General features: G+C 42.6%; 8 protein-coding genes and 1 pseudogene. 3 read left to right on the top strand and 6 right to left on the bottom strand.

Annotation, left to right across the window (positions count from 1 at the left end):
- Window positions 1–127 (top strand): annotated as a pseudogene (locus H6F44_RS24165) (RNA-guided endonuclease TnpB family protein); the annotation flags it as partial.
- Window positions 128–230: 103 nt separating this feature from the next.
- Window positions 231–1,070 (top strand): ATP-grasp domain-containing protein, encoded by an 840-nt coding sequence (locus H6F44_RS21315; RefSeq protein WP_190353105.1) that lies wholly within the window; start codon window positions 231–233, stop codon window positions 1,068–1,070.
- Between the two features lie 40 nt (window positions 1,071–1,110).
- On the opposite strand, the gene H6F44_RS21310 is transcribed toward H6F44_RS21315, so the two are convergent.
- From H6F44_RS21310 to H6F44_RS21285, 6 genes are all read right to left on the bottom strand, one after another.
- On the bottom strand, window positions 1,111–1,257 hold the full coding sequence (locus H6F44_RS21310) for a chlorophyll a/b-binding protein (RefSeq protein ID WP_190353104.1): 147 nt from the start codon (window positions 1,255–1,257) through the stop codon (window positions 1,111–1,113).
- Window positions 1,258–1,455: 198 nt separating this feature from the next.
- Window positions 1,456–1,887, bottom strand: coding sequence for a photosystem I reaction center subunit II PsaD (locus H6F44_RS21305; protein WP_190353103.1), 432 nt, complete (start codon window positions 1,885–1,887; stop codon window positions 1,456–1,458).
- A gap of 160 nt (window positions 1,888–2,047) precedes the next feature.
- Window positions 2,048–2,449, bottom strand: a complete 402-nt coding sequence (gene ruvX, locus H6F44_RS21300; RefSeq protein ID WP_190353102.1) for a Holliday junction resolvase RuvX — start codon at window positions 2,447–2,449, stop codon at window positions 2,048–2,050.
- A 59-nt stretch (window positions 2,450–2,508) separates the two neighbouring features.
- Window positions 2,509–3,108: an antibiotic biosynthesis monooxygenase gene (locus H6F44_RS21295; RefSeq protein ID WP_190353101.1), complete on the bottom strand. Its 600-nt coding sequence runs from the start codon at window positions 3,106–3,108 to the stop codon at window positions 2,509–2,511.
- A 32-nt stretch (window positions 3,109–3,140) separates the two neighbouring features.
- Entirely contained in the window at window positions 3,141–5,813 is a 2,673-nt protein-coding gene (locus tag H6F44_RS21290) for a replicative DNA helicase (RefSeq protein ID WP_407681883.1), read from the bottom strand.
- A 35-nt stretch (window positions 5,814–5,848) separates the two neighbouring features.
- On the bottom strand, window positions 5,849–6,577 hold the full coding sequence (locus tag H6F44_RS21285) for an ROK family protein (RefSeq protein ID WP_190353099.1): 729 nt from the start codon (window positions 6,575–6,577) through the stop codon (window positions 5,849–5,851).
- A gap of 176 nt (window positions 6,578–6,753) precedes the next feature.
- Between H6F44_RS21285 and H6F44_RS21280 the strand changes: the two genes are divergently transcribed.
- Window positions 6,754–8,079: a hypothetical protein gene (locus tag H6F44_RS21280; RefSeq protein ID WP_190353098.1), complete on the top strand. Its 1,326-nt coding sequence runs from the start codon at window positions 6,754–6,756 to the stop codon at window positions 8,077–8,079.
- The last annotated feature ends 68 nt before the right edge of the window (window positions 8,080–8,147 follow it).

Raw genomic sequence — 8,147 nt, 5'->3', positions numbered from 1 at the left:
AGATGTGAATGCTGCTAAAAATATTCTTGCCGCAGGGCTTGCGGTTAATGTCTGTGGAGCGACTGTAAGACCCGAACAGAGTAAATCTGTTAAGGCTGGTGCTATGAAGCAGAAACCTAAGTCGTGAGTCTTAGGAATCCCCGTCGCTTCAGCGCGGGGCGGATGTCAATTAGATATAAAGTATCGGCTTTTAGCAAAAGTGCAAAATATATAATTTTTCATCAGAAACAATGCTAACCAATATCAAAATGTTGCTGGAAGCTTGTCAGAATCGCGGAATTGCTTACGAGATTCTGCATCCCAATCAGAACTTAGTTAGAGTGACAGTGGGCGATCGCGACTACTATTTCACTAACTACTCCACCCCTCTCACATCCCAATCAATTGCCGAGATCTTTAAGGACAAGCAATACTTCTATCAGATTTTCCATGATGTTGTCTCAATGCCTCGCACCGCTTGGTTTATATCCCCCTATTGCAACGAAAAATATAGAGAATATTTGCAATTTACTTCCATTGCTGACATCGTATCGGAGTTGGATCAAAAGTTTGCTAAGCCCATGATCATCAAGCGCAATCGCGGCTCAGGTGGCAATAATGTATTTTTATGTGACAATATCTCACAGGTGCAGGAGGCTCTAGAGCGAATCTTTGATGTGGAATCTAAAAGCTATGATTATGTGGCATTGGTCCAAGAACCGATCAGTATTGTTAAGGAATATCGTTGCGTTTGTCTCAATCACCAAGTCCTTCTAACCTATGACAAAGACTTTTCTCAAGCAAAATTTGTTGGCAATCTTAGCCCTTTACATTGGGAGGGGGCGATCGCTAGACCCGTGACCGATCCGCAAATTTTAGAGGCGATCGCTAAGTTTATTCAACCACTCTTTATCAAAATGCCGACAATTAACTACGTGGGGCTAGATGTTGCCTGTGATGACCAAAATAACTATTGGCTCATCGAAGCAAATTCCCACCCGAATTTTGATATTTTTATTCGCGACAATGGCAGTCAAGCAATCGTTGAGCTATTTGAAAAAATGCTATATAGCTTGGCAAATCTCCAATAAAAAAGGAGCGCTATGCGCTCCTTTTTTGATAACTCTCAAATTACATTAAGCCAATTTGAGAAAGAATGCCTTGTCCAGTGATCAACTCTGTTGCTAAACCGATAACGAATCCAAGCATAGCAAGACGACCGTTCCAAGTTTCAGCGAAGTTGTTAAAACCAAATTTAGGCTCTGTGCTGTCTGTCATTGCTGTAATCTCCTTGTGATTTAGACTGTTAATTAGAAGACGTAAATCTTTGTATGTCTTAATAATACTTCATATTTTTTAATATGCTATACCACCAAAGACAGATTCGCTAAAAAAAACTCAAGCCCCAGCGATCGCTAGGGCTTGAGCAGAAATTTAAAAATAAATAAGAACGGAATCAGTAGCCAAAGCTACAAATTAGACATCGTAAGTACCCTTACCAGTAAACTTGACGCTTATAGGGTTGGGGTTATCACCAATCTTGCGGCTGACGCTATTAGCGGCAACACGTCCAGCATTCACCTTCTCAGGGAATACGCCATCGCTAGGATGCAGATAAACTTGGTCGCCATTAGGAAATTCGCGCCAAATCTTATAATTGGTGATCTTAAATTTACGCAACTGTGTACCTAATGCGAGAGCTTGCTCTTTCTTAGCTAAGTAAAGCAAGTTATCACCAGCAACCATAGTTGCAGCACCGCCAGTAGGCATTTCAAATACTTGTTCTTTGGGGCTGTTCCAAGAGATCAGGTACTTTTCTTCAGTAAAAGCGGCATTGAGTAAACCACCAGTGCTACCGCCCCAGATTGGGGTCTTGCCTGTGGGCTTTGCTATTGTTTCTTCTGACATTGAGATGTTCTCCCAAATTTGCGTATACGCTTTTGATAACAAGTGCAAAGATATCATCTGTACATACCCCTGATTCAAGCTTACTTAACGTTACTTTACGAAGCTTGACAAAACTTTTTCTATTCCCATGACGGCAGCGTGGCAAAGCCGCGCTGTCATATCAAGAACTGATGAGGCGGCTAAGATATCGCTCGATCAAAATTGCGGCGACAATATCATCGATGGGGCGATCGGGAGATCGCATTCCTAAAGGCACTAGCTTCATTAAGCCCTTGGCTGGATAAATTTGCCAAAATCTTTGCCTTGCCTCTTCACTGCTATACCTTTCATCGACAGTAATAATTCGTAAATCAGGGAAAGCAGACTGCATTTGCGCTTTCCACTCTTTGGAGGCAGTCTGATCGCCCATGACCATCAAGGATATGGGGTAGCTTGCGAGGAGGTCAGCCACCTTAGCGATCGCCTCTTGACTAGGAATAACGGCTTGAAACATGAGCTTACGGTCTAAGCCCATCAAGGCTATTCCACATTTTTGTTTGCCTGGATCGAAACCTAGTAACACAGATTATTTGATGATGTTGATTGAGATAGCTGTAGTCTGTTATGTTATAGCAAAAGAAGCTAATGGCGCTTATTTTTAGGGCGTTTAGGGCGGGGATGGGGGTATAACCAAAAGCCGAGAATCTTAGTGAGAATGGGCATTACGGGATAGGTGATCAATGCGGATACAAAGGTGACGGATATTAAAAGTGCTAATAGGTCGGGCAGCCCTTGCAAAAAAGGAGCAATAATTAAATTGGCAAGAATAATTAATGGATATACGGAAAGTATGCCCACGATTACCTGTTTGTAATAAGCGGGTGGCTTGGCTCCGATCATTGAGCTTTTAGGCAATGTAAACCATAGCTCTAGTCCATTAGGTTGATGTTGGTGCGATCGCTTGGCAATAAACTGAGACGCTCTTCGCATCCACTGGGCATATTCATCGGAGTCTAGCCATGCTTTGTAATACTCATAGTTAGCAAACTTAACGATGACCACATATTCAGGATGTTGATGATCGCGGGGGCGAATTACTTCCACACCCATACATCCTCCAAATTTCTGGGTAGCGTGATTGATCCCTCTTGTCCAATCTTCATATTCGGCGATGAGGCTAGGTTCGACCATTTCCGATATGACGAGAGTAATTGGTTGTGATGGTGTTGGCGATGTTTGCATCGGGGTGTTTTGAGTAAGGTTGGGAAGAATCTTTAATTGCGCCCAGAAGCCATGTTCTCAAACTTGGTTAATCTCGGTTCAAATAGAAGTTTGACCGTGCCGACAGGACCGTTCCGATGTTTGGCGATGATGATCTCCGCAACACCGCGATCGGGTGTCTCTGGATTGTAATATTCATCGCGATAGAGATTGATTACTAAATCCGCATCTTGTTCAATACTATTGTGAACATAGATATTATTTGCCACAAAGTTCTCTAAATTTGGCACAGTTAAGTCATAAACCATTTCCTCTTCCAATGCTGTAATTGAAACCACTTTATCCCAATAAACATTACTCTGAGAAAGGTTTAAAAGCTCCTGTGATTTGACAATATGTGCTAAACGATGAGCGCGATCGCGCCCGATTGCTCCTTTAAATAAACTTGTACCACAGTATTTATTGCCAAGAAGCTCTTGCGTCTGTCGACTTGTTAATCCAATCTTTTCCCTAGCAGGATTGGCGTATAATTTCCATACTTCTTTAGGGATTAAATCCCTGTTGGTATTAGCTTTTCCAGAATTAAATAGGTAACAATTAATTGCTTCTAACTCTCTCTGTTTATATTTGCCAACTGTACCGATGAGATTGACAAATTTTTCTAAATCTGGTTTTCCACTGATCACAACCTGATATTGATCATGTCCCTTATTTCCTTGGGACAAAATTCTAATGGTTGCATTAATTTCTAACCTTAACAATAGAGATTGCACACCTCTGGATAGTTTCTCACTGCTAGAAGCGTAATAAACTGTAGGATAACGAGATTTTTTGTTAGTAAGAATACAGCCATCAGTAACCCAAAGATGTCGCAAGAAGATTGCGATCGCCTCTCTAGGTTGCTCAAAAACCTGTTTAGGAATAAATTTCTCATAGGAGCGCAAACCAAATACACCAAGATTCTGTAGCCATTTTGTAATAGGATTTTGCACGCCATGAGTTAAATGTGCTGCTGCTGACAAATAAACCTGATACCCAGATCTCTCTTGGGTAATTCTTGGTACAATTTGCTCACGAAATACTTCCTTGGTTAAATTAGCAACTAATTCAGCTAAATCTAGCTCTCTAGTTGTATATTGAATTGCATGGCGTGGCAAAGTACATCCGTCTCCGATTAAATGCCCTAATAAAGCTAACTCCGCATCTCCTAATGTTTGTAATTCAGAGCTAGGACTAAATCTTGGCATGGCAATCCGATCGCCTATTTGTAAGGTGTCAAGACGATTCCATCCTTGTAGGGTTAAAAATTGATGATTGGCTGTTGCTTTAATAGAGCGTCCTAGTTGAGTTTCTAGCCGATAAACAGTTTTAGATCCAGTACAAAAAGCATTGCTAACGATCGCTTTTTCCTGTTTCCAAGTTTGGGGATTTACCGCCCAAATTGCAAAATCTGACTTACCCACTAATTCACAAATGGGTATTTCAACTCCCGTATCTGCCATTGTAATTAGAGCATCACCACTAAGACATCCCGATTCTCTTAAATCGGAAAGCATGGGACGTTTATTGGTTCTGGCTTCCACGCCTCGGCTTAGTTGAGATAGAGCAATCACGGGGACATTCAACTCACGGGCAAGGGCTTTGAGCGATCGCGTGATTCTCGAAATTTCCTGTACCCGATTATCGGAACCTGAGCCTTCCATTAGTTGCAGGTAATCAATCAAGATTAAACCCAAGGAGCCGCCCTTTTCCGATTGCAGGCGGCGAGCTTTGGATCGGAGTTCGGTAATCGGTGGATTGGGCGTATCATCGATGTAAAGCGGCAATTCCGACAGTCCCCCAATTGCCATTGCCACGGTTCCCCATTCATTTTCGCTGATCTGTCCTGTGCGGAGGCGATTGCTATCGATGCCCATGTCACTAGAACGGACTTTAGATTGACTCGCCAATAGTCGATAAACTAACTGCTCCTTGGACATTTCCAAACTAAAAATTGCCACAGGTAAACGATGAATTTCTGCCATCTTTCGCGCTATCTCTAGTCCGAACGCGGTTTTACCCATTGACGGACGACCAGCTAAAACGATCAAATCCGATCGCTGCAAACCGTTGGTCATGGCATCAAAATCATAGAAACCCGTAATCAAACCCGTGGCAGTGGTATTGCCCGTACCAATGGAATTGAAACGACTTTCCAATTCATAAAAGGTCTTAGTGAGAATGTCACTGGCGGGGACTAGCCCTTGTTGCGATCGCGATTGGGTGACGGCAAAGATTTTTTGCTCTGATTGATCGAGCAGTTGTGCTAGTTCTAACTCATTGCTGTAGCTGGTTTCCACCACTGCCCTAGCCGCTTCCGCAAGTTTGCGGCGCGTATATTTATCAGCAACTAACTGAGCATAAAAGTCAATATTAACGGCGCTGACGGTGCGATCGCAGAGTTGAGCAATTTTAGACTGACCGCCAATTTTTTCGAGGAGGTCGCGATCGCTGAGCCATGTGGTCAAACTCATCATGTCCGTAGGATTAGACTGATTGTGCAGCATCAAACAGGCACGAAAGATTTCTTGATGGGCTGCCACATAAAACATCTCAGGGTTGAGGGTATCGAGTACCCGCGAGATTGCCTCTGGGTCGATCAAAATGCCACCTAGTACCGCCTCTTCTGCTTCAATATTTTGGGGTGGCAAGCGATCGCCGATCGCCTCAAAATCTTTACTCATAATTCCTTTAGCCAATTGGACATAGATTATACAACTTGCTAGAGAAAATTTTGTGCATCATGCCATAGAGCCAGTCCACCTAGTAATCCCAAATCATTAGACACAATCGCCACTTTGGGCAGCAGGTTGGGCGCTAGATTGAGATCACTAGTCGATAGCAAGCGGGCATTACCGCCGCCGATATAGAGCTTGTCAAAATTAAATAATTTATATAGTGAGGCGATCGCTTGGCATAGACGATCTAGCCAGAGGTCAAAACCAACTTGATCTAGGGCTGGCTGTCCCAAACAATCCTCATAGGTGTGGCGATCGCGCCAGATATGCTGCCCCAATTCCAGATTGGGCAACAGCGCACCATTTAAAAATAATGCCGAACCAAACCCCGTCCCTAAAGTGATCACCAATTCTACCCCCTGCCCAGCGATGGCTCCATAGCCCTGTACATCCGCATCATTGGCAATGCGGATCGGCTTAGCCAGTTTCGCTCGCAGGGTTTGCCCAAGGTCGAACCCGTCCCAAGCGGGATGTAAATTAATCGCACCCCTAGTGACTCCCCGCTCCACCACGCTGGGAAAGCCTATGGAGATGCGATCGTAATGCCCCATTGTGTCAATTAGGTCACAGAGGGCAGCGATCGCCACATCAGGGGTGGCAGGGTGAGGGGTCGCGATCTGCGATCGGCTAGAGGCTAACGTACCATTCTGATGCAATAAGATCGCTTTGATACTACTTGCACCCACATCAATTGCTAAGGTTAATAAGCTCATGAATTGATCGAAAATCTGGTAATAAGATCAAGTAATCTACATTAATACAGTGCTAAGCGCTTACTTGAAAGTCAGAAATATTTTTGAAAGCGGCGCCTCGTACTCCTTTTAAAAATACTTCTGTACTACATAAAGACTCAATAGACCATATGACAGACAAAAATAGTGAAAAAAACATGACACCTTTAATGCTAAGTGCGCCAACGGAAATAATTCAGAAAGCAGAGCAGGAGCTATTAAGGCAAGGTCATAGCAAGGAACAGATCGCTAATCAAAATAATTTAGCAGTGCAATTAGTGGAGAATTTCTTTGCTGGTGACATAGTAGATCGGCATACTTACGATCTACTATGTCAAAGTTTAAATATATTAACGGATTTTCCTATGGAGAAGTCAGAGAATCAAAATGATTCTGATATTAATAACTTGGCCCAAGTAAGTGGCGAGATCACTGGCGAAATCACTGGCGAAATCACTGATGATAATAGCAGCCAGATGATTGACGACCTCAGTATGATTAATCCAGAAAGTAGTCTGGAAGCTGATTTGGATAATAATGCCCTAGAAATGATTGACATGGAGGCTGTTAGGGAAGACATTGTTGGTTTATTAAAGAAAGATATTATTGCGCCTATTAATCGTCAATGCGATCGCCTTAAAATTATTGACATTAATCATCCCTTGAAACTCACTGATCTATATGTAGAGATTAATCTATTTGCAAATCTAGCAAATGCTCAATATATTGATCTTGATGAGACTTTCGTAAATGTATCTCCTGAGCAGTACGATCGCTTTTACATCGAAAAGCTGCAGCCTCCACGCATTAGTGCCAATCAAGCACTAACCGCCCATCGTTATCTGCTGCTAGTGGGTGGACTGGGTTCAGGCAAAACCACCTTGCTCAAACATTGGGCGATCGCTGTTAATAGCGCTGTCAATAGTAATGAACAAACAGTACTAGCCCCCAATATTGTTAACCGTATCTCTCTCTATTTACCATTGCGATCGCTAGTGTTTGGCAGATCTAAGCGCAACCAAGATTTTCAAGACTTGCAACCCCTTGCATGGATTAAAACGCAGCTTGACAATCATGGCATCCTAGACAAATTATCAGGATATTTACCCCATGATCTGCGATTAGAATTTCTGAAAAACTATCAACTATCAACATTATCCCCAACAGAATACTTAACGGATCTAATTCTTAAACAATTACTAGAATATGGTGCATTTTTATTGCTATGGGATGAATTAGATGAGTTAGCTGAAGACATTCGCATAGAGGTGGCTCAACAACTATCAATATTTAGCGATCGCTATGGCAAAAATTCTATCGTAATAGCGACACGCAATCATCATTACAACCATCTACTTCAAGCATTTACAGCACTAGAAGCCGCACCATTTCAAGATTTAGAAATTAACAGCTTTGCTAGTAAATGGTTTCAGATTACTTGCCCTCACAAGCTGACGGGGCGACAAAAGATATGGGAAGTATGAGTAGATGGGGATTTGAGGATTTAAGATAAAAAAGATAGGTCAAGTCATAGTAAGTATGACCTATCTAG

The sequence above is a fragment of the Pseudanabaena cinerea FACHB-1277 genome, from assembly GCF_014696345.1.
Lineage (GTDB): Bacteria > Cyanobacteriota > Cyanobacteriia > Pseudanabaenales > Pseudanabaenaceae > Pseudanabaena > Pseudanabaena cinerea.
This window is presented reverse-complemented; position numbering and strand designations above follow the sequence as displayed.